The following is a 26429-nucleotide window of genomic DNA, read 5'->3' on the forward strand; positions in this document are numbered from 1 at the left end:
TTCAGACGCCGACGAAGCGCCTTGCGCGTTCCAAGACGGTTCCGGTCAGCGCTCCATCCAGACAATCCAATTCCTCGAGATCCGCCCAGTTCTCGCGGAACTGGCGCTGCCACGTGAGTTGCCGCTTGGCGAGTTGGCGGGTCGCGGCGATGCCCTTGAAGCGCATCGTCGCGTAGTCGTCCTCGCCCTCCAGATGCGCCCAGGCCTGGCGATAGCCCACGCAGCGCATCGACGGCAGGGCGGGGTCGAGGCGGTACTTCGTGCGCAGGTCGCGCAACTCGTCGAGCAGCCCGGCAGCCAGCATGGCGTCGAAGCGCTGCTCGATGCGCGCGTGCAGCACCGCGCGATCCGACGGCGCGAGCGCCAGCGTGAGCAGACGGTGGTGGATGCCGCCTTCCTCGCGCTGCGCGTAGCTCTCGGCCAGCGGACGGCCAGTGAGTTCGACGATTTCCAGCGCGCGCTGGATGCGCTGCGCGTCGGTCGGCTCCAGCGCGGCGGCTGCGGCCGGGTCGAGCGCAGCCAGCCGCGCGTGCAGCGCGGGCCAGCCCAGACGCTCGGCATCACGGTCGATGGCCGCGCGCAGCTCGGGGTCGGCCTGCGGCAGATCCGAGATGCCTTCGCGCAGCGCCTTGAAGTACAGCGCCGTGCCGCCCGCGAGCAGCGGGATGCGCCCGCGCGCGCTGATCTCGTCCATCAGCCGCAGCGTGTCCGTGCGGAACTGCGCCGCCGAATAGCGTTGCTCGGGCGTGACGATGTCGATCAGGTGGTGCGGGCACGCCGCGCGCTCGTCGGCCGTGGGCTTGGCCGTACCGATGTCCATGTCGCGGTACACCAGCGCCGAATCCACGCTGATGATCTCCACCGGTAGGACGCTTGCGAGTGCCAGCGCGCACGCGGTCTTGCCGCTGGCGGTGGGGCCGAGCAGGGCGATGGCGGGCGAGTCGTGGGTCATGGTTGGGCGGGGAGGCACGGCGACCGATTATAGCGGCCGGCCGTTGGTATCATGCGGGCTCGCCGCGACGCCGCGCGGCACCGGACAACCCAGAGGCCGCCTTGAAGCTGTTTACTTCCCTCTACGTGCGCACCATGCAGTGGTCGCGCCACCGCCACGCGCCGTGGTATCTGGGCGGACTGAGTTTCGCCGAATCGTCCTTCTTTCCGATCCCGCCGGACGTGATGCTCGCGCCAATGAGCCTGGCCAACCCGGCCAAGGCCTGGTGGTTCGCGCTGATCACCACCATCGCCTCGGTCGCCGGCGGCGTGCTGGGCTACTTCATCGGCGTGTTCGCCTTCGACATGATCGAGCCCTGGCTATCGACCTCGCACTACTGGCCCAAATACCTCGAGGCGCAGGCCTGGTTCGAGCGCTGGGGATTCTGGGCGGTCTTCGTCGCCGGCTTCTCGCCCATCCCCTACAAGGTGTTCACCATCGCCGCCGGCGTCGCGGCCATGCCGCTCGCGCCTTTCGTCGCCGCCTCGCTGGTCGGCCGCGGCGCGCGCTTCTTCCTCGTCGCTGGCCTGATGAAACTCGGCGGCCCGCGCATGGAAGCTGCGCTGCACCGCTACGTCGAATGGCTCGGCTGGGCCGTCGTCGTGGCGCTGGTGGCTGTAATCCTAGTCATGAACGGCCGCTGAGCGGCCCGTTCACGCGCTCGGCGCCGCGCGCGCCTCGCCGATGCCGAAGCGGCGGGCGAGGCCGAGGACGAGGACGAGCAGGGCGGGCAGGAAGGTCAGGGTGACGATGGCTGCGCCGAGCAGGCCGAACAGCACGATGGCGCCGACGCCGCGGTAGAGCTCGGTGCCTTCGCCGGGGATCAGCACCAGCGGGGCGATGCCGCACAGCGTGGTCAGCGTGGTCATGGCGATCGGGCGCAGGCGCGCGCGCACGGCCTCGGTGACGGCTTCGAGCAGGGCCATGTGCTCGTGTTGGAGGTTACGGCGGGTCTGGTCGACGATGAGGATGGGGTTGTTGACCACCGTGCCCATCAGGATCAGGAAGCCGAGCATCGTGATCATGTCGAACGGCTGGGACAGGGGTGGCAAACCGACCAGCGGCAGTGCGCCACCGACCAGGTTCATCAGCGCCAGTCCGACGATGCCGCCGGCCACGCCCAGCGGGATGGTGGTCATGATGATCAGCGGATAGCCCCAGTGGGCGAAGATGGCGACCATCAGCAGATAGACGATGATCAGCGCGATCGCGAAGTTGCCGGCGAGCGCGTCGCGCGTGCGTTCGAGCGCGTCGCTCGCGCCGGAGATGTCGATGGCGATGTCGGCGCGCAGTTCGCCGGCGCTCTGCATCGCGCCGATCAGATCCTGGCGCACGCGTTGCACGCCGGTTTCCAGCGCCACGTCCTCGGGCGGGATGACGTACAGCGTCACGGTGCGGCGGCCGTCGACGCGGCGCACCGAGATGGTGTCGGCCAGTTCCTCGATTCCGGCCGCCGAAGAGAGCGGCAGCGTGGCGCCCTCGGGGGTGCGCAGCAGCAGGCCGGGTACGCCCTCCAGACGCCGCTCGTCGGCGTCCTCGCCGTAGAGATAGATGTCGATCTTGTCGTCGTCGAGGAAGAAGTCGTCGACGTAGGCGCCTTCGGTCAGCGCGGCGACGCTGAAGCCGATGGCGTCCGGCGACAGGCCCAGTTCGGCGGCGCGGTCCCAGTCCGGGCGGATCTGCACCAGCGGCTGCGCCAGCGTGAGGCTGGAAGGCTGGCTCTGGATGCGCGGGTTGTCGAACAGTTCGCGCGCGCGTCGGTCGACGATGCGCGCGGTCTCGAAGATGCTCACCAGATCCGGCCCGGAGATGTCCAGGCTGATGCTGCGCGTGCCGCCGTCGTTGCTGGAGATGATCGAGCCCTTGGCGGCGAAGGCGCGCATGCCGGGGTATTGCTCGTAGTGCGCCGTGAGCGCGTCCATCAGCGGTTCGATGTGACGCGGGTTCTCGGTCTCCGAGATGATGCGCAGCCGCGCCGGATCGAAGCCCAGGTACACGTAGGCGATCGGCGGCACGTCGGTCTCGCCGCGCTCGAAGGGGCCGGGGTCGGCGCCGACGTGGGGCAGGAAATGCGCCTCGACCTGGTCGGCGATCTCACTCATGGTCTCCAGGTTGTAGCCGGGTGGCGCGTTCATCGCGGCGAAGGTCTTGGGTTCCTCGCCCTCGGGCAGGTACTCGGCCGGCGGGGTGAGCAGCGCGATGATGAGTCCCGCGCCGAACAGCGTGCCGACGACCACCGCGCCGCGTCGGCGTGGCGTGGCCAGCAGTGAGCGCAGGGCGTTGTTCACGCGCGGGAACTGGCCGGCATCGCCTTCGCGCTTGCCGAACTCCAGCCGTGCGCACAGCGTCGGAATCAGCGTGGTCGCGGTCAGCATCGACGCGAGGATCGCGCCCGAGATCGCAATCGCCACGTCCGAATACAGCTGCCCGGCTTCCTCGACGATGAACAATATGGGCAGGAACACCAGCACCGTGGTCATGGTGGACGCCAGCACCGCCGGCCACACCTCGCGCACGCCCTGCAGGGCCGATTCGATTCGGTCCAGACCGCAGCGCCGGTAGCGCTCGATGTTTTCGAGCACGACGATGCTGTTGTCGATGGTCATGCCGATGGCGAAGGCCACGCCGGCCAGCGAGATCACGTTGATCGTGCGCCCCGTGACCATCAGCGACAGAAAGGCCACCACCGCGCACAACGGAATGCCGATCACGCCGACCAGCGTCGCGCGGCCCGAGCGCAGGAAGGCGAACATCACCAGTGTGGCGAACACGCCGCCGATGGCGAGGTTGGTCCACACGTTGGCGATGGAGGCCTCGACGTAGCGCGCGTCGTCCGAGGTCAGCGACAGATGCATGCCGGCCGGGTGGAGGATGTCGGCGTTGACCGCCTCGACCTCTTCGAGCATCGCGCGCTTGATCTCGATGACGTTCGAGCCGGGCTGGCGGCGCACCTGCAGGCCCAGGCGCGGGTCGCCGTTGTAGCGGCTCACGTAGCGCGCCCGCGCATTGCCCTGGCGCACCTCGGCCACGTCGCCCAGACGCACGACACTGTCGCCCTCGCGCAGCAGCACCAGCCGCGCCAGATCCTCGGCGTCCTCGAAGCGTCCGACCGTGCGCAACAGGTAGCGCCGCTTGCCGGCCGTGACCTCGCCGCCGGAGATGTCCTGATTGCGCGCGCGGATCGCGTCGCGCACGTCGGTCAGGCCCAGGCCGCGCTGGGCCAGCGCCTCGGCGTCGACCAGCACCTGCAGCTGGCGCTCCAGCCCGCCGTTGACGCGCACCTCGGACACGCCGGCGATGCTCTCCAGGCGCGGGCGCACGCGATCCTCGACGAAGTCCTGCATCAGCCGCACATCGATCTGGCGCGGATTGCCTTCCATCGGCCCGAGGGCGAAATACATGAAGGCGTTGGCCGAGAACGAGGTGGCGAGCACGCGCGGCTGGTCCACGTTGCGCGGATACTCCGGCACCTGGCTGAGCGCGTTGTTGACCTCGATCAGCGCCTGCGTGACGTCGACGCCGAACGGGAACTCCAGCTCGATTTCGGCCGATCCGCTGGACGCGGTGGAGGTCATGCGCTGCAGGTTGGGCACATTGCGCAGGAAGCGTTCCTGCTCGATCACGATGTCCTTCTCGATGTCCTGCGGCGTCGCGCCGGGCCAGCGTGTCTCGACCGAGATGGTGCGCACCTCCAGGTCGGGAATCATCTGGATCGGGATGCGCATCGCCGCGGCGATGCCGAGGATCAGCACGATCAGCGCGATGACCGCGACCAGGATGCCGTGTTGAATGATCTTGGCGAACATTTCCTAGTCGTCCGTGGCGACGACTTCGGCGCCGGGCTGCAGCGATTCGTTGCCGCGCGTGACGATGCGCTCGTCGCCCTCCAGGCCGTCGGCGACGAACACGCGGCCCTCCGCGCTTCCGGCTTCCGTGATGCGTTGCTCGCGCACCTCGAACACATCGTCTTCATCGGTGGGCTCGGCGATCCACACCGTCACGCGCCCGTCCGGGTAGCGGTTGATCGCGTCGCGCGAGATCGACAGCATGTCCTCGTCGCGCACCAGGCGCAGCGTGGCGGACACCGACATGCCCGGCACGATGCGCGCCGCTTCGGGCGGTCGCGCGCGCAGCAGGAAGGTGCGCGCACGCGCATCGGCGACCGGCAGCCAGGTCGCGATCTCGGTCGGCATCGGCTCGCCGTCCGGGCGATCGACGAGCAGCCGGGCCGAGTCGCCCAGCAGGTGCAGCGCGTGTTGCGGCACCTGAAAGTCGAGCAGCAGATCATCGACGTTGACCAGTGTGAACACCGCATCGCCCGGCTGCACCCACTGACCGGCGTCGACCCTGCGTGCCGCCACGATGGCATCGAACGGTGCGTGCAGCTCATGGCGGCGCAGCCGCGCGGCCTGCAGCGCCTCTTCGGCACGTGCGCGGGCGAGCGCAGATCCCGAGATGTCGACCTCACTCGAACGGCGTTCCACCTCGGTGGTGGCAATCACGCGCCCGCCGCGCGCCGAGCGGCCTTCCTCGAGCAGCCGGCGCGCCTCGGCCAGACGGCTCTCGGCCTCGCGCACCTGGGCCCGCACGCTGTCGTGCTCGAGTTTCGCCAGTTCGTCGTCGAGACGCAGCAGCAGATCGCCCTGCGAGATGCGTTCTCCGGTGTCGGCCGTGCGTTCGGCAACCAGACCGGCAATCGACACCGATACGTCGGAGCGCCGTTGTGCGGTCGCCGTGCCGTTGAGGGCGATCTCCTCGATCAGCGGGCCACGCTCGACGTCGCCGAGGACGACGCGCGGGCGTTCCGCATGGGTGAAGGGAGCGAGCAGGGACAGCGCGCCAAGGAGGACGGTGCGGCGCGCCAGAGCGCGGGAGAACAGGGCCATGAAATCTCGTTTCCGGTCGTCGTCCGCCCGCGGGGCGCGAGCGAGAGTCGTTTTGCAGATCGCATGGGCTGACAGCGATCAAACCGGAAAGTTACCGCGAGTGTGTCGTGGGGTGCACGTCGCGAAGGCTCTTGCGACGCAGCAGTACAGCGTTTCACAACAGCGAACGACGTTGCGCAATGTGGGAAAATATATTTAAGTTATTGAAAATAAAAACGAAGAAAAATCTTTTGTCTTATATAAGAGTTCTTGTTGCGACTGCACATTCTCTTTATACTTTTTCCCACGCGCCGACCGTAAATCCGTAGGCGACAGGAAGCCTTCCCGGCTCGCGGCCGGCCGATGAGCTTTCACTGGTTCAACCCGGCATACAGGAGTTCGCCATGACCCCGACACGAGAACAGCAAATCGCCGCCCTGGAGAAGGACTGGGCCACCAATCCCCGCTGGAAGGGCATCAAGCGCCCGTACTCGGCCGCCGACGTGGTGCGTCTGCGCGGCTCGATCCAGCCCGAGAGCACGCTCGCCCGTGTCGGGGCGGAAAAGCTGTGGCGTCTCGTCACCGAATCCCCGTACGTGAACTGCCTCGGTTCGCTCACCGGCGGCCAGGCCATGCAGCAGGTCAAGGCCGGCGTGAAGGCCATCTACCTGTCCGGCTGGCAGGTCGCCGCCGACAACAACACCTACGGCGCGATGTACCCGGACCAGTCGCTGTACCCGGTCAATTCCGTGCCGCAGGTGGTCGAGGCCATCAACAACACCTTCCAGCGTGCCGACCAGATCCAGTGGTCCAAGAACATCAATCCGGGCGACCCGGGCTACGTGGACTACTTCGCGCCCATCGTCGCCGATGCCGAGGCCGGCTTCGGTGGCGTGCTCAATGCCTTCGAACTGATGAAGGCCATGATCCGTGCCGGTGCTGGCGGGGTGCACTGGGAAGACCAGCTCTCATCGGTCAAGAAGTGCGGGCATCTGGGCGGCAAGGTGCTGCTGCCTACCAACGAGGCCAACCAGAAGCTCATCGCCGCGCGCCTGGCCGCCGACGTGATGGGCGTGCCGACGCTGGTCATCGCCCGTACCGATGCCGAGGCCGCCGACCTGCTGACCAGCGACCACGACCCCAATGACCAGCCCTTCGTCACCGGCGAGCGCACGCCCGAGGGCTTCTACCGCACCAAGAAGGGATTCGAGCAGGCGGTGTCGCGCGCCGTGGCCTATGCCGAGTACGCCGACATGGTGTGGTGCGAGACCGGCACCCCGGATCTGCAGTTCGCGCGGCGTTTCGCCGAAGCCGTGCGCGCCGTGCATCCGGACAAGATGCTGGCCTACAACTGCTCGCCGTCGTTCAACTGGAAGAAGAACCTAAATGACGCGACCATCGCCAAATTCCAGCGCGAACTCGGTGCGATGGGCTACAAGTACCAGTTCATCACGCTCGCCGGCATCCACTCGATGTGGTTCAACGCCTTCGATCTGGCGCAGGACTACGCCGAGCGCGGCATGACCGCCTATGTCGAAAAAGTGCAGGAACCCGAGTTCGCGGCACGCGAAAGAGGTTACACTTTTGTTTCACATCAGCAGGAAGTGGGCACGGGTTACTTCGATGACGTAACCACAGTGATCCAGGGGGGTGTCTCCAGCGTGACTGCGCTGAAGGGCTCCACCGAGGAAGACCAGTTCCACTGATCCCGGTTTGGCCTTTGGAGGAGGGCGGCGGCCGATCCCGTTACGGGGTCGGCCGTTTTTTTCACTCGAGCGGTGACGTTCCGGCTTCGCGCGCAATCAGCGCGCGCTTGCGCGCCACGCCCCAACGATAGCCGGACGGGTCGCCGTCCAGTCGCACCGCGCGATGGCACGGAATGGCCACCGCCAGCGCGTTCGCCGCACAGGCCCCGGCCACGGCACGCACCGCCGCTGGTGCGCCGATGCGCCGGGCCAGTTCGCTGTAGCTGACGGTTGTGCCGGCCGGCACGTCGCGCAGCGCCTGCCACACGCGCAACTGGAAGGCCGTGCCGCGCAAATCCAGCGGCAGATCGAGCCCGCGTTGCGGCGTCTCGACGAAGCCGACGACCTGCGCCACCACCTGCTCGAAATCGGCGTCGCCGCCGCACAGCTCGGCACGCGGGAAGCGATCCTGCAACTCGCGCACCAGCGCGTCGGCTTCGTCGCCGAGCAGCACGGCGCACAGTCCGCGCGAGGTCGCCGCAACCAGAATCGCGCCCAGCCAGCATTGACCGATGGCGAAGCGGATGGTCGTGCCGTGGCCGCCATCGCGCCATTGTCGCGGCGTCATGCCGAGCACGCGATGCGCCTCGGCATAGAAACGCCCGCTCGATTCGTAACCGGCGTCGAACACGGCCGTGGTGACGCCCGCGCCCGCGTCCAGCGCCTCGCGCAGCCGCGCCGCGCGTCGCGCCTGGCCCCACGCCCTGGGCGTCAGCCCGGTCGCCGCGCGAAACACGCGGCGCAGTTGCGCCGGGCCGATGCCGGCCACGCGCGCCAGTTCGGCCAGCGGTGGCAGCGTCTCGGCCGCGTCGATGTGCCGGCACACGGCAGCGACCCGCGCCGCATCCTGCGAATCCGGCCGATCCGGCCTGCAACGCCTGCATGCACGGAAGCCGGCCGCCTCGGCCGCCGCGGGCGAGGCGTGAAACACGACGTTCTCGCGTCGCGGTGTACGTGCGCCGCACGACGGCCGGCAATACACGCCGGTGGTGCGCACGGCGTAGACGAAATGCCCGTCGGCGCGTGCGTCACGCGTGCAGACGGCGCTCCAGCAATCGTCGTCGCGGTCCGGGTCAGGGGGCGGTTGGTTTCGCGCGTTCATCGTATCGACCCTCGTTTCGTGCCACTGTACTGCGCTCGTTCGCGTGCGACACTCCGTTTCGTGCCATCGAATTCGTCGGATCACCGGTTCCGGTGAAGCCGCAGATCGCGCAAGGCTCCAGCGTAGATTGGAGCAGTCGTCGACGTGCACGGGCCGGTGGTGTCAGGGTGCGGGCCTATACTCGAGCGGTGATCCCGGCGGTTGGCGCCGGACGTGAGCAACGGGAGGATCGACATGCTTCTGAAGAAGGCCAGCGAGCGCGATTTCGCGCCAACGGATTATGCGGACGTCGAGCGTGCCCTGTTCCGTAACAAGGACACCGGCGGTCGCTCGTCGGTGGTGCGCATGCGCGAGGGCACGCGCGTGCCACGCCATGTGCACCTGGGTTCGGAAGAGGTCGTGGTGCTCGCCGGACGGGTGCGCATCGGCGGCACCGAAATGGAAGCCGGTGACTATCTGTACACCGAGCCGGGCGAAGAGCACGATGTGCTCGCGCTGACTGATGCGCTGGTGTTCGTGTCGTCGGAGAAGGCCACGCCGGTCGTGGAATGATCGCGGCCGGCGCGGGCCGGCCCTCGGGAGCAACGATGCAAAGTCTCAAGTTCGAATTCCCCGGCCACGACGGCAGCTTGCTTGCCGCTCGGCTGGACCGGCCTGCGGGCACGCCGCGCGCGTGGGTGCTGTTCGCCCATTGCTTCACCTGCGGCAAGGACATCTTCGCCGCCTCGCGCATCAGCGCCGCGCTGGTTGATTGCGGCTTTGCCGTGCTGCGCTTCGACTTCACCGGGTTGGGCATGAGCGAGGGCGAGTTCGCCAACACCAGCTTCAGCTCCAACGTGGCCGACCTGGTGTGCGCCGCCGACCACCTGCGCAGCCACCATCGCGCGCCGTCCGTGCTGGTGGGCCACAGCCTTGGGGGTGCGGCGGTGCTGGCGGCAGCGCGACGCATCGACGAGGTGCGCGCGGTGGTGACCATCGGCGCGCCGGCCGAGCCGGTGCACGCCACCCACCAGTTCGGCGAACACGTCGAGACCATTCGCTCGCGTGGTGCGCTCGAGGTGGATCTGGGCGGGCGGCCGTTCACGATCACGCGCGAATTCCTCGAAGACCTGGAAGCCACGCGCATCCGCGACACCGTCTCGCATCTGGGGCGTGCGCTGCTGGTGATGCACGCGCCGCGCGACGAGATCGTGGACATCGACCAGGCACGGCGCATCTACGAGACCGCGCGCCATCCCAAGAGCTTCGTGTCGCTGGATTCGGCCGACCACCTGCTGCGCCGGCGCGAGGACGCCACCTACGCCGCGCGCGTCATCGCGGTGTGGGCCGAGCGCTATCTTCCAGCCGCGCCGGAAGTGGCGCCGCTGGAAGAGGGCCTTGTCGAAGTCGTGCAATCGGATGTGGAGGGCTTCACCAGCACCGTGCGTGCCGGCCGTCACACGCAGATCGCCGACGAGCCCCAGGCGATGGGCGGGGCCGATCTGGGGCCGTCGCCCTACGACTACCTGCTCGCCAGCCTGGGCGCGTGCACGGCGATGACGTTGCGCATGTACGCGCGTCGCAAGAAGCTGCCTCTGGAGGAAGTCAGCGTGCAGCTTCGCCATCGCCGCGTCCATGCCGAAGACTGCGCCGAGTGCGAGGACAAGAGCGGCCAGCTCACCGAGATCACGCGCGAGATCCGCATCACCGGCGATCTCGACGCCGACCAGCGCGCGCGCCTGCTCGAGATCGCCGACAAATGCCCGGTGCACCGCACGCTCAGCGAGCGCATCCGCATCGTGTCCGAACTGGTCGACTGAAGCGGGAGACTGACGAAATCGTCAGCCCCGCCTGACCTTTGCTTGATGATGCGCGCGGCAGCATGACGGCCCGCCCTCCGACCGGAGTGGCGCCGACCAGGCGAAATCACCGATGCATCGAAGAACGAGGAATCTGACCATCGCCGCCGTGGCGCTGGCCGTGCTGGCCGTTGCGGCATGGCAGTACAGGCTGGCGGGCTTCGCGTGGTACTGGACGGCCATGCAGCTCGATGCCGATTCGCGCGAATCCCGCGGCGTATGGCTTCCCGCCTACCGCGTGGCGGTCGAGGCGCGGCCCATCGGCGGCGTCGAGGACGACGCCTCGGGCCTGACCTTCAGCGAGCGCACCGGCACCTTGTTCGCGGTGATCAACTCGCCGCCGCAGATCGTCGAGCTCGACACCGACGGTCAGGTGCTGCGCCGCATCGTGTTGCACGGCGCGAACGACCCGGAAGGCATCACCCACGTGCGCGACGACGTCTTCGTCGTCACCGACGAGCGCGAACACCAGCTCTACCGAATCCGCATCGGCCCGGACACCGAGGCCGTGGATCTGACCGATGCCCCGCGCCTCGGTCTGGCGCTCAAGGCGCGCTGGAATCGCGGACTCGAAGGCGTGTCGTGGGACAGCGCCAACCACCGCCTCTACGTCACGCAGGAAAAGGCCCCGTTGCGCGTGCTCGCCGTCTCGGGCCTCAAGGAGATTCTCGACGGCACGGCCTTCGACCTGCAGATCGTCGAATGGCGCCCGTCGAGCTTCGCCGGCCTGTTCCTGCGCGACCTGTCGGCGCTCAGCCTGCACGAAGCCACCGGCCACCTGCTGCTGCTCAGCGACGAATCGGCCCTGATCGTCGAATACGACTCCGACGGCCGCCCCGTCAGCATGTTGCCGATGTGGGGTGGCTGGCACGGCCTGAGCGCGCGCGTGCCACAGGCCGAAGGGCTGGCCGTCGGGCCCGACGGCGCCATCTACGTGCTCTCCGAGCCCAATCTGTTCTACCGTTTCGAGCGCGAGACCAAGGCCGCGTGGGCGCAGTAGCGCGCTTGCCGCTCATGCAATTTGTTGTTTCGTCGCTTTCGCTCAAGCCCTTTCCGCGCCTGCTGCCTTCTCTACCGCCATGCGCCGATCCGCATGGTCCAGCGCCAGATCGGCGATCGTCTTGAGCACCACGAAGCCCGTCAACACCATCACGCCGCCGTCGAGTGACGCCCCGAAGATGATGCCCAGGTGCATCGGCACGATGCGCACATAGGGCAGGAACATCAGCTTGCCCAGGTTCGGGCGCCCCTGCAGATCGGCCGCATGCTGCGCTTCGAAGGTCTGGCGCTGCGAGAACAGGAAGGACAGCCCGCAGCCGGCCAACGCCAGCAGTTCGATGGGGGCGGTGACCGTGTGTTCGCTGACCAGAAACGCCAGATAGCCCGCATGGAACGCCCCAAAATGCAGCGCGAAGAAGCGCGCCGTCGACCGCTTGCCCGCTTCCGTTTCCGGCACCGGCTGCTTGTTCGACATGAGCCCCTTGGTGGTGAAGTCGCGCAACGACATCATGCGCCGGTAGGCATACACGCCGATGATCACGCTCTGCATCCAGAACGGCCTCATCAGCCAGCCGATGTCCCACTCCAACGTCACCGCCAGGCCGAGCGTCGCGGCGTTGGCGAGGATCAGGTTGCGTGCGGACGGGGTCATCGCGTGTCTCGGCGCAGGCGTGCGGGATCGAAGGGCAGGGCACGGTCGGGAATGTATACCCGAACAGAGGATGCTTCCAGAATGCGAACGGCAAGCCCGGGTCACAACGCGGGCCGCAGTCGCCACGCCTCCCCCTGCTAGACTGAACCTAGTGCCCTTTCCGTGTGGAGCCCGTCATGGATATCGATCTCGCCATTTTCCGCCTCAATGCGCTCAGCACCCTCGTTGCCGGCGGTGGGGCAGGCGGGCAGGGTGGCGCGGGCAACACCGATTTTCTCCATACGCTGCTCAGTGCCCGCAACGCGATCTCGTCCGCCCCGGCGGCGGCCGGTGGCGCCACGCAAAGCCTGTTCGGCAGCGAATCGGCGCGTGCAACGGCGCTGCTGGCGCAACTGGAATCGAGCAACGCCGCATTCCTGCAGCGCTACAACGCCCGCGTGTCCGAGATCGGTGACGAAGCCCAGGTGCTGACGCAGTTGCGCGCCCGCGTGACCGAGCTGGGCTCGGCGAGCCAGGGGCTGGCGAATTTCAGCCCATCGAGTGCCGACGCGGACATCAAGTCCGCGCTGCAATCCTTCATCGCCCGCTACAACGCCTGGGATGCCGAGTTCGACCCGTATTTCGAGCGCGGCGGCAAGCTCGAAGGCAACCCGGCCGGCGACATGGCCCGCTTCTCGCTGCGCCGCGAAGTCGGCTCCATCTTCCATGGCGCCGGCAACGGCGGCTTCGAGCAGGGCCTGACCGACATGGGCGTGCAGGTCACCCCGGACGGCCAGCTCAAGCTCGACGAAGCCGCCTTCGACGCCGCGCTCGGTGCCCACCGGAGCGCCGCCGTGCAGACGCTGAACAATGTCGCCACCGCCTTCAGCGATGTGGCCACGATGCTCGCTTCCGACGGCCATCTGCTCGACCGCCGCATCGACAACGCCACACGCGCCGTCAACTGGGCTGCCAGCTATCAGGACAGTGTGGAAGCCGAGTTCGGCCCCGGCGCGCTCGGCAATCGCCTGCGCGGATAGGCTTCATGCGGAAGGAAGCCCGGTGCATCGCGCGCTGACGAAGCGCAGTGTCTTTTCGTGCGGATTCCCCGTTTGAGCGCGACGTGGAGCGGAACGGGCCATCCGCGCCCGGACGTTCGTCCACAATCCTTGCCATGAACGACAAACACCTCGAACTCGATGGTGTCTCCATCGGTGCGCTGGAGAGCGTTTCGCTCTGCGTCCGGCCGGGGGAGGTCGTCTGCCTGTCGGGTGTGTCCGGCTCGGGCAAGACGCGGCTGCTGCGCGCCATTGCCGACCTCGATGCCCACAGAGGGCGCGTCGCGCTCGGCGGTCGAGGCCAGCACGAGATGAGCGGCCACGCCTGGCGTGCGCAGGTGATGATGGTGCCCGCCGAGAGCCAGTGGTGGTTCGAAACGGTGGGCGAGCACTTCGCCGCCATTTCGTCGGCCGGACTGGCGGCCCTGGGTTTCGAGGACGGCGCGATGGACTGGCAGATCAGCCGTCTGTCATCCGGCGAGAAGCAACGTCTCGCGCTGCTGCGCGCGGTTGCCCGCAGGCCGCATGCGCTGCTGCTCGACGAGCCCACGGCCAACCTCGACGATGCCACCACGCAACGCGTGGAACGGTGGCTCGGGCAGCTCGCCGCGGAGCGCGGCTGGCCGCTGGTGTGGGTCGCCCACGATGCCGAGCAGATCCGACGCGTGGCGGACCGCCACTACCGCATCGCCGGCAGCGGGCTGGAGCGCGTCGAATGAACGTCATCGAGCTGTCGTGGTGGGAACTCGGCCTGGCCGCGCTGCTCGTGCTGGCGCTCGCCGCATGCGCGCACTGGGCGCGCCTGGGGATGAGCACAAGCCTGATCGTCGCGGCGGTGCGCACGGTGGTCCAGCTCGCGCTCGTCGGCCTCGTGCTCGAAGTGCTGTTCTCGGTGGCCGCGCTGCAATGGGTTGCGCTGATGGCGTGCGTGATGCTGCTCGTTGCCGGGCGCGAAGTCATGGCGCGGCAGAAGCGGCGACTCGTCGGTGGCTGGACATTCGGCATCGGTACGCTGTCGATGTTTCTGTCCTCGTTCACGGTGACCATTCTCGCGCTGGTGGTCGTGATCGGCCCCGAGCCCTGGTACACGCCGCAGTACGCGATCCCCTTGCTCGGCATGATGCTCGGCAACACGATGACCGGCGTCGCGCTCGGCCTCGACCGCCTCACCGACACCGTGTGGCGCCAGCGTGCCGTCATCGAGGCCCGCCTGATGCTCGGCGAGTCCTGGAACGAAGCCATCGCGGATATCCGCCGCGACGCCATCCGCAGTGGCCTCATCCCGATCGTCAACGCGATGGCCGCAGCAGGGGTGGTCAGCCTGCCCGGCATGATGACCGGCCAGATCCTGGCCGGCAGCCCGCCCGCGCTCGCGGTGAAGTACCAGATCCTCGTGATGTTCGCGATCACCGTCGGCACCGGCTTCGGCACGCTGGCCGCCGTCGCGGCCGGCAGCCGGCGGCTGTTCGACGAGCGCGAGCGACTGCGGGTGGATCGCCTGACGGCCGCGACGGACGCGAACAACGGAGCACGGTGAGTCCGGTGGGGAAGGGGTATCGGCCTTGGCGTCGCGCCCAGCTGCCGCAGCAGCGGCATGCCCTGCGCACGCGCCAGCGCATCCCACGCCGCCATGTCGATGCCCGCCATCGCCACCGGCCCCTTCGCCCCCAGCAGGCGAAAGCGCGCCTGTAGCTTGCGGTCGATGTCCAGTGGTGCGGGCGCATCGCTGACGATCAGCGGGGCGAGTTCTCCGATCAGCCGCCGCACGGGCAACAGCACCCGCGGCGTTTCAGTGTAGATCGGGCATGCGCTACATCAAGCCTTCGCATGAGGGGGCGTGCCATTGCCAAGTGGCCCGCGAGTCCGCAGTCGTGTAAATTCGGATTCGCAAAACGCCAATGTCATGTCTGAACCCGCCCCTGATCTTGCCGCCACGGAGAGGAGCAACGATGCGGAAAACCGCGTGCCTACGTTGCGGGACATCACTCATGTGTTCAATACGTCGTTTGCAACTAAAAATCAGTTGCAAATGCTAGGGCAGCGCGGATAATCTCATGTCCAAACGGCAAAAGCGCCTTGAACGTTTCCTCGCAATACCGAAGGATTTTCGATGGGACGAACTCGTCACCGTCATGGAAGACCTCGGTTTCGATCTGGACCAGTCCGGAGGAGGGTCGCACGGGCATTTCGTACTCAGGACCGATCCCGACAAGGTGATCGCGACGTACCGACCGCACCCCAACGGCATCATGTACTCGGTTCAGATCAAAGAGACGGTCAAGAAACTGAAAGAATTGGGGGTGCTCAAGTGAGCAACGAACTCGAACACAGGGGTTACAAGGGCTCGGTCGAATACAACAGCGAAGACCGCATTCTGTTCGGCAAGGTGCTCTTCATCGACAGCCTGTTGATGTACCACGGTGCCACCGTGGACGAGATCGAGGCTGCGTTCCGTGAAACGGTCGATTCTTACCTGCAGCACTGCGAAGCCACGGGCAAGCAGCCCAACAAACCCTACAGCGGATCCTTCAATGTGCGGGTTGGCGCCGAGCGGCATCGCGCGGCGGCACAACTGGCCTATCGCAAGGGATGCTCCCTGAACGAAGTCGTCTGCCAGGCGCTGGATGGATGTCTGGCAAACGAAGCACCTGAAACAGCAGAAGACCCGTGTGTCGATGCTCCCCACGCTTCCACTCCGGCTGAATACCGACCCCTTCGGCGCGAAGTCGCCTAGATGATTGACCCTCTCGGCTCCTCAATTTTCGTAGCTGCCGTAGGACGCAATAACCAAAGGGCATTGCGCCGCATGTCTGAAGCGGCTGGGAGTGGCTCCTCCGCCTCAAGAATCAAGTGCAACACGGTTGCGAAATTGAGCGATGTCCTGGGCCATGACTTCTTCCGGTGTTTTCCATTCCAGCGTCTGTCTGGGTCGTCCGTTCATCAGCCGGGCGATGGCGTTGAGCTGTATCTGGCTGACTTGTGAAAGGTCCGCGCCCTTGGGCAGGAACTGGCGCAGCAGGCCGTTGGTGTTCTCGTTGCTGCCGCGCTGCCAGGGGCTGTACGGATCGGCAAACCAGATGTCCAGCTTCAGTCGCCGGGCCAACTCCTCATGACGCGCCATCTCGCTGCCCCGGTCGTAGGTCAGGCTCTCGCGCAGGAAGGCCGGCACCTTTTTCATCTGCCGCGTGAAACCCTCCAGCGCCGCCTCGGCGCTGCAACCGTCCATCTTGCACAGCACCACGAAGCGGCTCTTGCGCTCGACCAGCGTACCCACGGCCGAGCGGTTGAACGCCCCCTTGATGAAATCTCCTTCCCAGTGCCCTGGCAACTGGCGCGATTCGATTTCCTCGGGGCGGTTGTGGATGCGCAGCGCCTCGGCGATGGGCAATCCGCCGGGACGGGCCGCACTCCTGCGCGGGCGCCCGCGCGCGGGCTTGGATTGGCGCAGCGCGGCGATCATGTCCTGGCGCAAAGCCCCTTTCGGATGCGCATAGATGGTCGCGTAAATCGTCTCGTGGCTGACCTGCCGGGTGGGGTCGTCGGGATGCATCTGGCGCAGTCTGGCAGCGATCTGTTGCGGCGACCAGTAGCGGTCGAGCAGCTTGTGGCGCACAAAAGCGTACAGCGCCGCACCTTCCACCAGTTTCAATGGCCGCACGCAGGCTTGGCGACGGCGCCGGTACGCGGCTCCGGCGATGGTGGCTCGGTAGTCGCCATCCGGTACCCGGTTGCGGCTCAACTCGCGCGAGATCGTCGAACGGCAGCGCCCCAGAATTCGCGCAATGTGCGCTCCCGAACTGCCGCGCAATCGCTCCGCCATGATCAAACCGCGCTCCTCAGCCGACAAGTGTGTGTAGTTTCTCTGCATGACAACACCCTAAATGATGGGTGTTGCACTTGGAAGTTGAGACTAGCCTCTTTCTGCACATCCAGACAAAGCAATGTCACCGTCAAGTGGCACTCAATTGCGTGGTCGTGTACATTTCGAAACATTCGTACAAGGACACCGCCATGGCCACGACCTTCGGCAGTCTCCCCGCCGATCTGCCCGTTCCCGAAGACGACGGCGCGGCTGACCACCTCACCGGCATGTCCACGCCGGACATCGATCTGCCCGCCACAGACGGCAGTACTGTAAATCTCGCCCGTCTGCCCGGCCGCCACGTCCTCTACATCTACCCCATGACCGGCCGCCCCGGCAGGGCACTTCCCGACGGCTGGAACGAAATCCCCGGCGCCCGCGGTTGCACCCCCCAATCCTGCAGCTTCCGCGACCACTACACCGAACTCCAGGCGCTCAACACCGGCGTATTCGGCCTCAGCACGCAATCCACGGACTACCAGCAAGAAGCCCGCGAGCGGCTGCATCTGCCGTTTCAGTTGCTGTCGGATGAAGGCTTGAAGCTGAAGTCGGTGTTGGGGTTGCCGACGTTCGAAGTGGATGGAGCGGAGCTCTACAAGCGGCTGACGCTGGTAATCGACGAGAGAAAGATCGTGAAGGTGTTTTATCCGGTGTTTCCGCCGGATCGGAGTGCTGAGGAGACGGTCGGGTGGTTGCATGAATTGGTACTGCGGGGGTGAAATGAGGCGTCGCTCACCGAAAGGATCCAAAAATATCCATTCATACTGGATATTGCGACCACTCTTCGCAGAAATGGCCCGCTGCGGCGAGTTGAACATATGGGGCCGGACCATAGGAGAAAAACATGTCGTCAACTGGAGAGAAGCCGGGCAGAGGAAGATACGTCTGTGTCAAATGCGGCCAGGTAGTCATCCTAGATGATCACACTGACACGCTTCCCCCGTGCCCTCGCTGCAATGGGACACAATACCGCCCTTAATGCAGAAGCGGCGTATAGGGATGAGGGTCACGTATAGGATGAGGGTCAGGTCTAGAGTTTATACTTAGCGTGATAGCTCAACGGTATAAATTGTAGACCTGACCCTCGCGCCCTCGCAAAGGGGAAGTGATGAAAGCTGGACGATTCAAAATCGGGACTACTGAACTCTGCGAACCTGACTATAGGCAGATTCTGGTTTGGGCTAAGGCGCTTGATAAGTCTTCGGATGAAGTGTTGAATGAATTGAAAAGGGCGATCTATACAGAGCCTTTCGTTGGTAAGCAATACACCACAAAAGTCAATTCTAACCACGTCTTCACTGTCGAAGATGGGCGCATACGCAGCTTAGTTTGGGTCGAGGAATATCTTCCTCTGAAGAGCTTTGGATGGGTCAGCGACCTTCAGTTAGAGGTGTTGGTTGTTCTCGGAAAATTACCCGAGTGGGGTACGGAGCCGATGCCTGATCTGACTGCGCTTATCATCCGTGATCCGGGATTGCTCTCGCTTGACCTGTCACTGTTCCCAACGCTTCTTCGACTCTCCTGCACTTCTGGCCAATTAACTTACCTAAACCTATCGCAGGTTTCGGAACTTCAAACGCTCGACTGCTCAGGCAACCGACTGGGCTCATTGGATCTTGCCGCAGTCCCCGCGCTTGTGCACCTTGATTGCTCGAACAATCGTCTCCACGACCTCGAACTTGCGCACGTTTCGCTGCTCGAGTTTCTTGACTGTTCCGGAAACAGAATGGCTGAACTCGATCTGAGACCAGTGAGAAATCTCGTACAGCTCGACTGTTCGGATAACCAACTGTCTGAAGTGGATCTCGGCCCAGTGCCAAAGCTTAGGAGCCTTGCTTGCGCACGTAATCGGCTACGTGCACTTCATCTTGAACCAGTGCATGAAATCGAGAGTTTAGATTGCGCATGGAATAAGCTCTCGTGCCTTGATCTCACCCCTGTGCGGCATTTGGAATATTTGTTCTGTAACGACAATGCGCTCATCCAACTTGACCTCAGTCCTGTGCGGTCGAGGCTTGCGATGCTTATTTGTACAGATAATCGGCTGGCGGAGCTTGATCTAACTTCAGGGCCCCCGCTCGAGGTACTTTCCTGCTCCGCCTCAAGAATCAAGTGCAACACGGTTGCGAAATTGAGCGATGTCCTGGGCCATGACTTCTTCCGGTGTTTTCCATTCCAGCGTCTGTCTGGGTCGTCCGTTCATCAGCCGGGCGATGGCGTTGAGCTGTATCTGGCTGACTTGTGAAAGGTCCGCGCCCTTGGGCAGGAACTGGCGCAGCAGGCCGTTGGTGTTCTCGTTGCTGCCGCGCTGCCAGGGGCTGTACGGATCGGCAAACCAGATGTCCAGCTTCAGTCGCCGGGCCAACTCCTCATGACGCGCCATCTCGCTGCCCCGGTCGTAGGTCAGGCTCTCGCGCAGGAAGGCCGGCACCTTTTTCATCTGCCGCGTGAAACCCTCCAGCGCCGCCTCGGCGCTGCAACCGTCCATCTTGCACAGCACCACGAAGCGGCTCTTGCGCTCGACCAGCGTACCCACGGCCGAGCGGTTGAACGCCCCCTTGATGAAATCTCCTTCCCAGTGCCCTGGCAACTGGCGCGATTCGATTTCCTCGGGGCGGTTGTGGATGCGCAGCGCCTCGGCAATGGGCAATCCGCCGGGACGGGCCGCACTCCTGCGCGGGCGCCCGCGCGCGGGCTTGGATTGGCGCAGCGCGGCGATCATGTCCTGGCGCAAAGCCCCTTTCGGATGCGCATAGATGGTCGCGTAAATCGTCTCGTGGCTGACCTGCCGGGTGGGGTCGTCGGGATGCATCTGGCGCAGTCTGGCAGCGATCTGTTGCGGCGACCAGTAGCGGTCGAGCAGCTTGTGGCGCACAAAAGCGTACAGCGCCGCACCTTCCACCAGTTTCAATGGCCGCACGCAGGCTTGGCGACGGCGCCGGTACGCGGCTCCGGCGATGGTGGCTCGGTAGTCGCCATCCGGTACCCGGTTGCGGCTCAACTCGCGCGAGATCGTCGAACGGCAGCGCCCCAGAATTCGCGCAATGTGCGCTCCCGAACTGCCGCGCAATCGCTCCGCCATGATCAAACCGCGCTCCTCAGCCGACAAGTGTGTGTAGTTTCTCTGCATGACAACACCCTAAATGATGGGTGTTGCACTTGGAAGTTGAGACTAGCCTGTTCAGGCAACCCTCTGAAGGAGTTGAACCTTACGGATTGTTTTGATCCTGAATTGGACTGCGATGAGGGAGTGAAAGTGATTCGTTAGCCGAGCTTGCAACTCAGCAGAGAAATCTTCAGGGTCTTGCATTTATACCTAAGGAAGTGTGAGAGCAGGCATGGGTAATTCAAATGCTGTTTTGGAGGGAATGAGGGAAGGTCAGGTCTAGAATTTATACTTAGCGTGATATCTCAACGTTAAGAGCGGCAGGGTCAGGCCTAGAATTTATACCGCTCCCCGCCACAAACTAATCCCGCCATTCCCCCGTCGCCACCAAATGCGGCGACAACTGCGCTTCCCGCCCCCAGCGCAGCGCCATCACGCCAGTGAGTCGGCGCACGACATCGATCCGCACGTGCAAGAGACGCAATGCCCCGGCGTCGTGCGCGCGCTCCGTGCTGTCGTGGTCGATGGTCGCGTTGCCGGCGATCTGCACGAGTTGTCCGCTGTCGAAATCCACGAACAGCAGGCCGACGCGCGCGTTGAGTGCGATGTTGCCGAGCGTGTTGAAGAATGAATTGCCGGCGCAGAGGACTCGGGGTCAAGTCTTGCAAAACCACATTCCTCAGACTCGCTCATTCCGAGATGTCAGGTCACATCCCGACCAAGAACAGAATTCAAGTTCTCGACCAAGGACGGTAGGTCGTCGCGGATGATGCTCCACAAGGTGTCGTCGTCAATCCCGAGATAACCGTGAATCAATCGATTTCGCGTGGCAACGACCATGCGCCATGGAATCGACGGGTGGGCTTCGCGGATTTGAGACGGGATGTGCGTGGCGGCTTCTCCGACCAGTTCGAGATTGCGCAGCGATGCGTCGTACACCAAGCGATTACCCACGAACGCTCTCTGATCCATACCCTGGGTGTAGTCGAGCACGGCATTCGCGAACCGAAGCATGTCCTCGGCGTAGAAACGCCAGGCCCGCGCTTCAGACATTGATCTGATCCCGCTCGACGAAGGCGCGCAACTCTGGCCGCAGAGCCTTTTCGGTAACCAGATCGACGGGATGACCAAGCAGGTCTTCGAGGTAGAACTGCACGCCGAAGTAGCGCTGGGACGTTGCGGGGCCGTCGAAGGCGACGAGCACGTCCACGTCGCTGTTTTCGGTGGCCTCGTCGCGGGCAGCGGAGCCGAACAAGGCGAGGCGCTGCACGCCGAAGCGGCTTTGCAGTTCGGGCTTCGAGCGCTCCAGCAGGTCGAGGATGTGCTGCCTGTTCATGGATCGGCCTCCGGTAGGCGCGGACTCGTGGGTCGAACGCGCCTTGGCGATGGCTGCATTCTAGCGCGCCGGATTGGCGACGGCGGGTTTCGGGCGGGTCGGCTGCACGGCCAAGGTTACCGCCGCGAAAACCCGGATAATGCCACTTTGCCTCACCCGCTTCTCCGGAACCCGCATGGAAATCAAGGTTAACTTCCTCGACAAGCTTCGCCTCGAAGCGAAGTTCGACGACTTCACGGTCATCGCCGACCAGCCCATCCGCTACAAGGGCGACGGCTCGGCGCCGGGGCCGTTCGATTACTTTCTGGCGTCCTCCGCGCTGTGCGCGGCGTACTTCGTGAAGCTGTACTGCGACGCGCGCGACATTCCGACCGAGAACATCCGCCTGTCGCAGAACAACATCGTCGACCCGGAAAACCGTTACAAGCAGACGATCAAGATTCAGGTGGAGTTGCCGGCGGATATTTCGGCCAAGGATCGCACCGGCATTCTGCGATCGATCGACCGCTGCACGGTGAAACGGGCGGTGCAGGTGGGGCCGGATTTCGTGATTGAAGAGGTGGAAAGCCTCGACGCCGATGCGCAGGCCTTGCTGACGCTTCAACCCGATGCGGATGCGCGCACCTACATTGCCGGCAAGGATCTGCCGCTGGAGCAGACCATCGCCAACATGTCGGGCGTGCTGGCCGACCTGGGCATGAAGATCGAGATCGCCTCGTGGCGCAACATCGTGCCCAACGTGTGGTCGCTGCATGTACGCGATGCGCATTCGCCGATGTGTTACACCAACGGCAAGGGCTCCACCAAGGAGAGCGCGTTGGCCTCGGCCCTGGGCGAGTTCATCGAGCGGCTGGCCTGCAATCACTTCTACAACGATCAGTACTGGGGCGAGGACATCGCCAACGCGGCGTTTGTGCATTACCCGGAGGAGCGCTGGTTTGCGCCCGGCCCGGACGATGCGCTGCGAGATTGTCTAACTGAGGGTCTTCTCGACGAACACTGCCTGGCGATCTTTGATCCCGACGGCGAGCTGCGTGGATCGCATCTGGTCGACACCAACTCGGGCAACGTGGAGCGCGGCATTTGCGCGCTGCCGTATGTGCGCCAGTCGGACGGCGAGGTGGTGTATTTCCCGACCAACCTGATCGACAACCTGTATCTGAGCAATGGCATGAGCGCCGGCAACACGCTGGCCGAGGCGCAGGTGCAGTGCCTGTCGGAGATCTTCGAGCGCGCGGTGAAGCGCGAGATTCTGGAAGGGGAGATCGCGCTGCCGGATGTGCCGCCCGAGGTGCTGGCCAAATACCCCGGCATTCAGGCCGGCATCGACGCCCTGGAGAAGCAGGGCTTTCCGGTGCTGGTGAAGGATGCGTCGCTGGGCGGGCAATACCCGGTGATGTGCGTGACGCTGATGAACCCGCGCACGGGCGGCGTGTTTGCGTCGTTCGGCGCGCACCCGAGCCTTGAGGTGGCGCTGGAGCGCAGCCTCACCGAACTGCTTCAGGGCCGCAGCTTCGAAGGGCTGAACGACCTGCCGCGGCCCACCTTCGAGAGCAACGCGGTCACCGAGCCCAACAACTTCGTCGAGCACTTCATCGATTCCAGCGGCGTGGTGTCGTGGCGCTTCTTCAGTGCCAGGGCGGATTACGCGTTCGTGGAGTGGGATTTCTCCGGCCAGGGTGAGAACAGCAATACGGAAGAAGCCGCCACGCTGTTCGGCATCCTCGAAGCGCTGGGCACGGAAGTGTACGTGGCGGTGTACGACACGCTGGGCGCCACGGCCTGCCGCATTCTGGTGCCGGGCTATTCCGAGGTGTATCCGGTCGAAGACCTGAGCTGGGACAACACCAACAAGGCGCTGTTGTTCCGCGAAGACATCCTGAACCTGCACCGCCTGAGTGATGCGGCGCTGGAAGCCCTGCTGGAGCGCCTGGAAGAAGCCGAGCTGGATGATTACACCGACATCATCACGCTGATCGGCATCGACTTCGACGAGAACACGGTGTGGGGCCAGTTGACGATTCTGGAGCTGAAGCTGCTGATCTGCCTCGCCCTGCAGAGGTTCGAAGAAGCCCACGACCTGGTGGGTGCCTTCCTGCAGTACAACGAAAACACGCTCGAACGCGGCCTGTTCTACCAGGCCCTGAATGTGGTGCTGGAGGTCGTGCTGGACGACGAGCTGGAACTGGACGACTTTGAAGCCAACTTCCGCCGCATGTTCGGCGACGAGAAGATGGATGCCGCGATGGGCTCGGTCGACGGCAGCGTGCGCTTCTTCGGCCTGACGCCCACCAGCATGAAACTGGAAGGGCTGGACCGGCACCAGCGCCGCATCGACAGCTACAGGAAACTGCACGTAGCAAGAGCGAAGCGTGCGGCCATGGCCGGCTAGGGGAGACGCGAGGTCTCTCCGCCTTCAGTCGCACTCGGCGTTGGAGTGCGGGACCGACCGCAGCCTCAACCCTTGTCTTCGCCAGCCAGCTTCAGATAGCCGTCGCGCGTTTGCGGCAATTTCATGCCGAGCACGCGCGAGGCGATCTGCGTGCGCAGGATCTGCGCCGTGCCGCCGGCGATGGTGAACATGCGCGCGTCGCGCACGTGGCGCTCCATCGGCTGGTCGCGGCCGTAGCCGCTCGAGCCGAAGAACTGCAGGGCGTCGTTGGTGACCTTGTTGGCGGTTTCGGCGGCGAACAGCTTGGCGCGCGCGGCGCGGTCCAGATCGGGAAACTCTTCGCCGCTGGTCGCGGCGTCGTGCAGCATCAGGCGTGCGGCTTCGAGCTGCGTCGACATGTCGGCCACCATCCACTGCAGGCCCTGGAATTCGGCGATGGGGCGGCCGAACTGCTCGCGCCGCTTGAGGTATTCCACGCCTTCCTCGAAAGCCCCCTGGGCGATGCCCAGCGCCACCGTGCCGGCCCCGACGCGCTGCGCGTTGTAGGCCGTCATCAGGGAGGCGAAGCCGCGCTTGAGGCCGCCGGGCGGCACCACCATCATCGACTTGTGCACCGCCAGATCGCGGAATTCGAGGTAGGTCTCGGGAATGCCGCGCACGCCCATCGCGTAGAGGCGCCGGCCCACGACCAGGCCTTCGGGCTTGTCGCCGTCGCGCACGCAGATGAAGGCGCCGATGCCCTGTTCCACGCCGTCATCGAACACGCGCGCGAAGATCAGATGCAGGCGCGACACGCCACCGCCGGTGATCCAGTATTTCTCGCCGTTGAGGATGTAGTGATCTCCCTTGCGGTCGGCGCGGGTGCTCATCTGGCTCGCCGCGCTGCCGGCATTGGGTTCGGTGATGCAGATCGCCGGCTTGTCGCCTTCGAGCACCAGCGCGGCGGCGAGTTTGGCCTGCTCGTCGCTGCCGTAACGCACGATGGCGCCGATTGCCCCCATGTTGGTCTCGACCGTGATGCGGCCCATCGTCGCGCAGGCCTTGGCCATTTCCTCGACCACGATCACCGCGTCCAGATACGAACGGCCCTGTCCGCCGAGCGCGCGCGGCAGCGTCATGCCGACGAAGCCCGCGTCGCGCAGCCGGACGATGTTGGCCCAGGGGTATTCCTCGGTCCGGTCGGTCGCGGCCGCGGTGGTTGCAAAGCAGCCCTGGGCAAGTTCGCGTGCGCGTGCCTGCAGGTCGAGCTGGTCGGGGGTCAGGGTGGTCATCGGGTTCTCCTCGTGCGTTCTCGGGGCGAGCTTACGCCGCGTGGGCGTAGATCGGAGTTGTGTCTTTCACGTACTGGCGCGCGGGGCGTGCGTCGCCATCGAAGAATATGGCAATTGCATTATTGTCTGTGCGGTGCTAGACCGGATTGATCGCAGTGATCGCAGGGCCGGCGAAGCGGAGGACGAATGATGGCGAATCTGGTGGTGTGCGCGGACGGCACCTGGAACCGTCCGGAAGAGAATCTGGACGAGGATCATCCGACCAACGTGTTGCGCCTGGCGCGGGCGGTCAGCCCGCTGGCCGATGGCGTAAAGCAGCACGTGTTCTACGACTGGGGGCTGGGCTCGTATCACGACAGCGCGATTGCTGGCGCGACGGGGCGCGGCATCCACAAGAACATCCTCGACGGTTACCGCTACATCGTGCAGAACTACGACGAGGACGACCGCATCTTCCTGTTCGGCTTCAGCCGTGGCGCATACACGGTGCGGGCGCTGTGCGGGCTGATCAACAACTGCGGCATCGTGCGCCGGCCCGATGCGCGGCTGATCGCTCAGGCCTGGCACATCTACAAGAATCCGAAGGTGGATTTCCACCCCAGCGGCAAGGTCGCGGTGAAGTTTCGTGACGACCACAGCCATGCGTCGCGGGCGGTGCATTTTGTCGGCGTGTGGGACACGGTCGGGGCGCTGGGCATTCCGGTGTCGCTGATGGGCTGGTTCGACGGCCACGACGAGTTCTACGACACCAAGATGGGTGCGAACGTGGCGTTCGCACGCCATGCGCTGTCCATCGACGAGAAGCGTCGGGACTTCGAGCCGACGATCTGGACGCCGCGGCCAGAGGTCGACCTGAAGCAGATGTGGTTTGCCGGCGTGCACTCGGACGTGGGCGGCTCCTATCCGCCGGACAAGGACAACGGCTGCATCGCCGCCGACGTGCCGCTGGGCTGGATGCTGGACGAGGCGGAAGCTGCCGGACTGGCGACCGAGGCCTATCTGCGCGCGTCGCTTACCGACGGGGTGCGCGGCTGCACGCACAACTCCCGCCGCCACGTGCATCGCTTCAAGCGCCCGCGCGAGCGCGAGCTGATCGTTCCCGACAAGCCGACACGCATCCACCCGAGCGTGCGCGTGCGTTACGAGGCGGATGCGGGCTATCGCCCGCCCCAGTTGAAGAAGCTCGTGGAAGAGCAGGGTTGGGACGCGCTCGACGTCGCCACCTGAATCGTC

25 protein-coding genes and 2 pseudogenes are annotated in these 26429 nt (G+C 65.1%); 15 read left to right on the forward strand and 12 right to left on the reverse strand.

The genetic code is table 11. From position 1 onward, the window contains the following. Position 1: 1 nt before the first annotated feature. On the reverse strand, positions 2–952 hold the full coding sequence (gene miaA, locus C0099_RS05600) for a tRNA (adenosine(37)-N6)-dimethylallyltransferase MiaA (RefSeq protein ID WP_102246531.1): 951 nt from the start codon (positions 950–952) through the stop codon (positions 2–4). A gap of 101 nt (positions 953–1053) precedes the next feature. Here miaA and C0099_RS05605 point away from each other — a divergent pair, with 101 nt between their 5' ends. Further along, a complete protein-coding gene (locus C0099_RS05605; RefSeq protein ID WP_102246532.1) occupies positions 1054–1635 on the forward strand; it encodes a YqaA family protein in 582 nt (193 codons plus the stop codon). A gap of 9 nt (positions 1636–1644) precedes the next feature. On the opposite strand, the gene C0099_RS05610 is transcribed toward C0099_RS05605, so the two are convergent. Further along, positions 1645–4797 carry an efflux RND transporter permease subunit gene (locus C0099_RS05610; protein ID WP_102246533.1) on the reverse strand — a complete coding sequence of 1051 codons (3153 nt, stop codon included), beginning with the start codon at positions 4795–4797 and terminating at the stop codon, positions 1645–1647. A 3-nt stretch (positions 4798–4800) separates the two neighbouring features. Then, a complete protein-coding gene (locus C0099_RS05615; protein WP_102246534.1) occupies positions 4801–5877 on the reverse strand; it encodes an efflux RND transporter periplasmic adaptor subunit in 1077 nt (358 codons plus the stop codon). A gap of 383 nt (positions 5878–6260) precedes the next feature. On the opposite strand from C0099_RS05615, the gene aceA reads away from it, so the two are divergent. Beyond that, positions 6261–7562, forward strand: coding sequence for an isocitrate lyase (gene aceA / locus C0099_RS05620; protein ID WP_102246535.1), 1302 nt, complete (start codon positions 6261–6263; stop codon positions 7560–7562). 61 nt (positions 7563–7623) lie between these two features. Here the strand turns inward: aceA and ada are convergent, their stop codons facing one another. Continuing rightward, the gene (gene ada, locus C0099_RS05625) at positions 7624–8703 is read right to left on the reverse strand and encodes a bifunctional DNA-binding transcriptional regulator/O6-methylguanine-DNA methyltransferase Ada (RefSeq protein ID WP_102246536.1); all 1080 of its coding nucleotides are present in this window, start codon (positions 8701–8703) and stop codon (positions 7624–7626) included. Between the two features lie 234 nt (positions 8704–8937). Here ada and C0099_RS05630 point away from each other — a divergent pair, with 234 nt between their 5' ends. From C0099_RS05630 to C0099_RS05640, 3 genes are all read left to right on the forward strand, one after another. Then, on the forward strand, positions 8938–9255 hold the full coding sequence (locus C0099_RS05630) for a cupin domain-containing protein (protein ID WP_102246537.1): 318 nt from the start codon (positions 8938–8940) through the stop codon (positions 9253–9255). Positions 9256–9290: 35 nt separating this feature from the next. Further along, the gene (locus C0099_RS05635) at positions 9291–10502 is read left to right on the forward strand and encodes a bifunctional alpha/beta hydrolase/OsmC family protein (protein ID WP_102246538.1); all 1212 of its coding nucleotides are present in this window, start codon (positions 9291–9293) and stop codon (positions 10500–10502) included. A 112-nt stretch (positions 10503–10614) separates the two neighbouring features. Then, entirely contained in the window at positions 10615–11541 is a 927-nt protein-coding gene (locus tag C0099_RS05640; RefSeq protein WP_102246539.1) for an SdiA-regulated domain-containing protein, read from the forward strand. Between the two features lie 42 nt (positions 11542–11583). On the opposite strand, the gene C0099_RS05645 is transcribed toward C0099_RS05640, so the two are convergent. Then, positions 11584–12318 (reverse strand): DUF6498-containing protein, encoded by a 735-nt coding sequence (locus C0099_RS05645; RefSeq protein WP_408634121.1) that lies wholly within the window; start codon positions 12316–12318, stop codon positions 11584–11586. Between the two features lie 50 nt (positions 12319–12368). Here C0099_RS05645 and fliD point away from each other — a divergent pair, with 50 nt between their 5' ends. From fliD to C0099_RS05660, 3 genes are all read left to right on the forward strand, one after another. Next, positions 12369–13211: a flagellar filament capping protein FliD gene (gene fliD / locus C0099_RS05650; protein WP_102246541.1), complete on the forward strand. Its 843-nt coding sequence runs from the start codon at positions 12369–12371 to the stop codon at positions 13209–13211. A gap of 134 nt (positions 13212–13345) precedes the next feature. Then, positions 13346–13948, forward strand: coding sequence for an ABC transporter ATP-binding protein (locus C0099_RS05655; RefSeq protein ID WP_102246542.1), 603 nt, complete (start codon positions 13346–13348; stop codon positions 13946–13948). Beyond that, positions 13945–14766 carry an ABC transporter permease gene (locus C0099_RS05660; protein ID WP_102246543.1) on the forward strand — a complete coding sequence of 274 codons (822 nt, stop codon included), beginning with the start codon at positions 13945–13947 and terminating at the stop codon, positions 14764–14766. Before C0099_RS05655 ends, C0099_RS05660 begins: the two co-directional genes overlap by 4 nt. A 47-nt stretch (positions 14767–14813) precedes the next feature. Here C0099_RS05660 and C0099_RS16315 read toward each other — a convergent pair. Further along, positions 14814–15008: pseudogene (locus C0099_RS16315) on the reverse strand (enolase C-terminal domain-like protein); the annotation flags it as partial. 275 nt (positions 15009–15283) lie between these two features. Here C0099_RS16315 and C0099_RS05670 point away from each other — a divergent pair. Then, on the forward strand, positions 15284–15541 hold the full coding sequence (locus C0099_RS05670) for a type II toxin-antitoxin system HicA family toxin (protein ID WP_102246544.1): 258 nt from the start codon (positions 15284–15286) through the stop codon (positions 15539–15541). Beyond that, entirely contained in the window at positions 15538–15963 is a 426-nt protein-coding gene (locus tag C0099_RS05675; protein ID WP_102246545.1) for a type II toxin-antitoxin system HicB family antitoxin, read from the forward strand. Before C0099_RS05670 ends, C0099_RS05675 begins: the two co-directional genes overlap by 4 nt. Before the next feature lie 105 nt (positions 15964–16068). Here the strand turns inward: C0099_RS05675 and C0099_RS05680 are convergent, their stop codons facing one another. Continuing rightward, positions 16069–17097, reverse strand: coding sequence for an IS30 family transposase (locus tag C0099_RS05680; protein WP_102246546.1), 1029 nt, complete (start codon positions 17095–17097; stop codon positions 16069–16071). 143 nt (positions 17098–17240) lie between these two features. On the opposite strand from C0099_RS05680, the gene C0099_RS05685 reads away from it, so the two are divergent. From C0099_RS05685 to C0099_RS16325, 3 genes and pseudogenes are all read left to right on the forward strand, one after another. Then, positions 17241–17810 (forward strand): peroxiredoxin, encoded by a 570-nt coding sequence (locus tag C0099_RS05685; protein ID WP_102248396.1) that lies wholly within the window; start codon positions 17241–17243, stop codon positions 17808–17810. Positions 17811–17935: 125 nt separating this feature from the next. Beyond that, the gene (locus C0099_RS16320) at positions 17936–18070 is read left to right on the forward strand and encodes a zinc ribbon-containing protein (protein WP_102246547.1); all 135 of its coding nucleotides are present in this window, start codon (positions 17936–17938) and stop codon (positions 18068–18070) included. Between the two features lie 456 nt (positions 18071–18526). Continuing rightward, positions 18527–18763: pseudogene (locus C0099_RS16325) on the forward strand (leucine-rich repeat domain-containing protein); the annotation flags it as partial. 429 nt (positions 18764–19192) lie between these two features. On the opposite strand, the gene C0099_RS05695 reads toward C0099_RS16325, so the two are convergent. The 4 genes from C0099_RS05695 to C0099_RS05710 form a co-directional block, all read right to left on the reverse strand. Next, positions 19193–20221, reverse strand: coding sequence for an IS30 family transposase (locus C0099_RS05695; protein ID WP_102246546.1), 1029 nt, complete (start codon positions 20219–20221; stop codon positions 19193–19195). Between the two features lie 337 nt (positions 20222–20558). Then, positions 20559–20771, reverse strand: a complete 213-nt coding sequence (locus tag C0099_RS05700; protein WP_456300070.1) for a hypothetical protein — start codon at positions 20769–20771, stop codon at positions 20559–20561. 128 nt (positions 20772–20899) lie between these two features. Further along, positions 20900–21250 carry a HepT-like ribonuclease domain-containing protein gene (locus C0099_RS05705; protein ID WP_102246549.1) on the reverse strand — a complete coding sequence of 117 codons (351 nt, stop codon included), beginning with the start codon at positions 21248–21250 and terminating at the stop codon, positions 20900–20902. Further along, positions 21243–21533, reverse strand: coding sequence for a nucleotidyltransferase family protein (locus C0099_RS05710; RefSeq protein ID WP_102246550.1), 291 nt, complete (start codon positions 21531–21533; stop codon positions 21243–21245). Before C0099_RS05710 ends, C0099_RS05705 begins: the two co-directional genes overlap by 8 nt. A gap of 175 nt (positions 21534–21708) precedes the next feature. Between C0099_RS05710 and C0099_RS05715 the strand changes: the two genes are divergently transcribed. Next, entirely contained in the window at positions 21709–23925 is a 2217-nt protein-coding gene (locus C0099_RS05715) for an OsmC domain/YcaO domain-containing protein (protein WP_102246551.1), read from the forward strand. A gap of 65 nt (positions 23926–23990) precedes the next feature. Here the strand turns inward: C0099_RS05715 and acdA are convergent, their stop codons facing one another. Continuing rightward, positions 23991–25196: a 3-sulfinopropanoyl-CoA desulfinase gene (acdA, locus tag C0099_RS05720; RefSeq protein ID WP_102246552.1), complete on the reverse strand. Its 1206-nt coding sequence runs from the start codon at positions 25194–25196 to the stop codon at positions 23991–23993. A gap of 186 nt (positions 25197–25382) precedes the next feature. On the opposite strand from acdA, the gene C0099_RS05725 reads away from it, so the two are divergent. Continuing rightward, the gene (locus C0099_RS05725) at positions 25383–26423 is read left to right on the forward strand and encodes a DUF2235 domain-containing protein (protein ID WP_102246553.1); all 1041 of its coding nucleotides are present in this window, start codon (positions 25383–25385) and stop codon (positions 26421–26423) included. The last annotated feature ends 6 nt before the right edge of the window (positions 26424–26429 follow it).

Origin of the sequence: Pseudazoarcus pumilus (assembly GCF_002872475.1) — a bacterium.
Taxonomy (GTDB): Bacteria; Pseudomonadota; Gammaproteobacteria; order Burkholderiales; family Rhodocyclaceae; genus Pseudazoarcus; species Pseudazoarcus pumilus.

Bases quoted from the DNA above. Each gene is read 5' to 3' on its own strand.
- miaA (WP_102246531.1), bottom strand. From the start codon at position 952: ATGACCCACGACTCGCCCGCCATCGCCCTGCTCGGCCCCACCGCCAGC.
- C0099_RS05610 (WP_102246533.1), bottom strand. From the start codon at position 4,797: ATGTTCGCCAAGATCATTCAACACGGCATCCTGGTCGCGGTCATCGCG.
- C0099_RS05615 (WP_102246534.1), bottom strand. From the start codon at position 5,877: ATGGCCCTGTTCTCCCGCGCTCTGGCGCGCCGCACCGTCCTCCTTGGC.
- aceA (WP_102246535.1), top strand. From the start codon at position 6,261: ATGACCCCGACACGAGAACAGCAAATCGCCGCCCTGGAGAAGGACTGG.
- ada (WP_102246536.1), bottom strand. From the start codon at position 8,703: ATGAACGCGCGAAACCAACCGCCCCCTGACCCGGACCGCGACGACGAT.
- C0099_RS05630 (WP_102246537.1), top strand. From the start codon at position 8,938: ATGCTTCTGAAGAAGGCCAGCGAGCGCGATTTCGCGCCAACGGATTAT.
- C0099_RS05635 (WP_102246538.1), top strand. From the start codon at position 9,291: ATGCAAAGTCTCAAGTTCGAATTCCCCGGCCACGACGGCAGCTTGCTT.
- C0099_RS05640 (WP_102246539.1), top strand. From the start codon at position 10,615: ATGCATCGAAGAACGAGGAATCTGACCATCGCCGCCGTGGCGCTGGCC.
- fliD (WP_102246541.1), top strand. From the start codon at position 12,369: ATGGATATCGATCTCGCCATTTTCCGCCTCAATGCGCTCAGCACCCTC.
- C0099_RS05655 (WP_102246542.1), top strand. From the start codon at position 13,346: ATGAACGACAAACACCTCGAACTCGATGGTGTCTCCATCGGTGCGCTG.
- C0099_RS05660 (WP_102246543.1), top strand. From the start codon at position 13,945: ATGAACGTCATCGAGCTGTCGTGGTGGGAACTCGGCCTGGCCGCGCTG.
- C0099_RS05670 (WP_102246544.1), top strand. From the start codon at position 15,284: ATGTCCAAACGGCAAAAGCGCCTTGAACGTTTCCTCGCAATACCGAAG.
- C0099_RS05680 (WP_102246546.1), bottom strand. From the start codon at position 17,097: ATGCAGAGAAACTACACACACTTGTCGGCTGAGGAGCGCGGTTTGATC.
- C0099_RS05685 (WP_102248396.1), top strand. From the start codon at position 17,241: ATGGCCACGACCTTCGGCAGTCTCCCCGCCGATCTGCCCGTTCCCGAA.
- C0099_RS16320 (WP_102246547.1), top strand. From the start codon at position 17,936: ATGTCGTCAACTGGAGAGAAGCCGGGCAGAGGAAGATACGTCTGTGTC.
- C0099_RS05695 (WP_102246546.1), bottom strand. From the start codon at position 20,221: ATGCAGAGAAACTACACACACTTGTCGGCTGAGGAGCGCGGTTTGATC.
- C0099_RS05705 (WP_102246549.1), bottom strand. From the start codon at position 21,250: ATGTCTGAAGCGCGGGCCTGGCGTTTCTACGCCGAGGACATGCTTCGG.
- C0099_RS05710 (WP_102246550.1), bottom strand. From the start codon at position 21,533: ATGAACAGGCAGCACATCCTCGACCTGCTGGAGCGCTCGAAGCCCGAA.
- C0099_RS05715 (WP_102246551.1), top strand. From the start codon at position 21,709: ATGGAAATCAAGGTTAACTTCCTCGACAAGCTTCGCCTCGAAGCGAAG.
- acdA (WP_102246552.1), bottom strand. From the start codon at position 25,196: ATGACCACCCTGACCCCCGACCAGCTCGACCTGCAGGCACGCGCACGC.
- C0099_RS05725 (WP_102246553.1), top strand. From the start codon at position 25,383: ATGATGGCGAATCTGGTGGTGTGCGCGGACGGCACCTGGAACCGTCCG.